Annotated in this window: 1 protein-coding gene, 1 pseudogene and 1 riboswitch; the gene and the pseudogene both read right to left on the reverse strand. The window is 58.0% G+C overall.

The annotated features are described in order from the left end of the window. On the reverse strand, positions 1-446 hold a 446-nt coding region (locus NI20_RS15275; protein WP_242843007.1), incomplete at its 3' end, for a zinc-ribbon domain-containing protein. Positions 447-464: 18 nt separating this feature from the next. Then, positions 465-704 (reverse strand): annotated as a pseudogene (locus NI20_RS16070) (zinc-ribbon domain-containing protein); the annotation flags it as partial. Further along, a riboswitch (cyclic di-GMP riboswitch) is annotated at positions 686-784 on the reverse strand. It overlaps the preceding pseudogene by 19 nt. Positions 785-808 lie beyond the last annotated feature (24 nt).

An 808-nucleotide genomic window follows, 5' to 3' on the forward strand; every position in this document is an offset into this window, starting at 1 on the left:
CCGAGGGTCGTCCTCGAATACACCGCCGCGCGCCACGAATGGCCTTTCGGACAGCGCCACCAGACTTTGCGCCTTGTACCGGAGATCACCTGCGTAGGCAAAAGAGGCACGTTTTTTGCCACATCCCATTCTTTCGCGATCGACGGATACTCAGCCGCAAGGGAGGTTTCCTCTGGCAGGACGTTCTTTCCCGCGCAGTACGGACACCCACTGCCCTGCGCCCGCGTCTTGACGGCGGAACGGTAGGAATGCCCTTTCAGGCATCCCCACCAGATGAGCTTGTGGCTGCCGGTCGTGACGTCCTGCGGTGTCAAGGGTGCGTTCTTTTCGACGTCCCACTCTGCCGCGAGCAGCGGAAACTGATTCACCAGGCCGCCCTGTTTAGGCGTAACCCTGCGCCCCGTGCAGTAGGGGCAGCCTGCACCCTCGCTGCGGGTGTAAACCATGGCCTGCCATGAGTGGCCGCTTGGGCAGGTCCACCAGACTCTTTTGTGACTGCCGAAAGTCACATCATCCGGCGTGAGTGGTAAATTTCGCTCAATATCCCACTGGGCAAGCAAAGCAGTCTTTCCCTGTTCCGCGCAAAACGCTCGAAATGTTCGTCGGATCGTCAGCCACCCCCTCACGAAAAAAGCTCCGTTCCAGCAAAGCCGGACGGAGCAGTGACAAGCGAATACATCAGTAAGGGTGCAACCGGCTGTCATAGCGTATTCTCCATTCGGAGAGGCGCTAGGCCCATCTGGCTTTGCGTCGCCGCCTTTCGGCGTTTTTGCCAAAATATGAGATTTTGAGAACGGAATCTATATTC

Origin of the sequence: Oscillibacter sp. ER4 (assembly GCF_000765235.1) — a bacterium.
Lineage (GTDB): Bacteria > Bacillota > Clostridia > Oscillospirales > Oscillospiraceae > Hominicoprocola > Hominicoprocola fusiformis.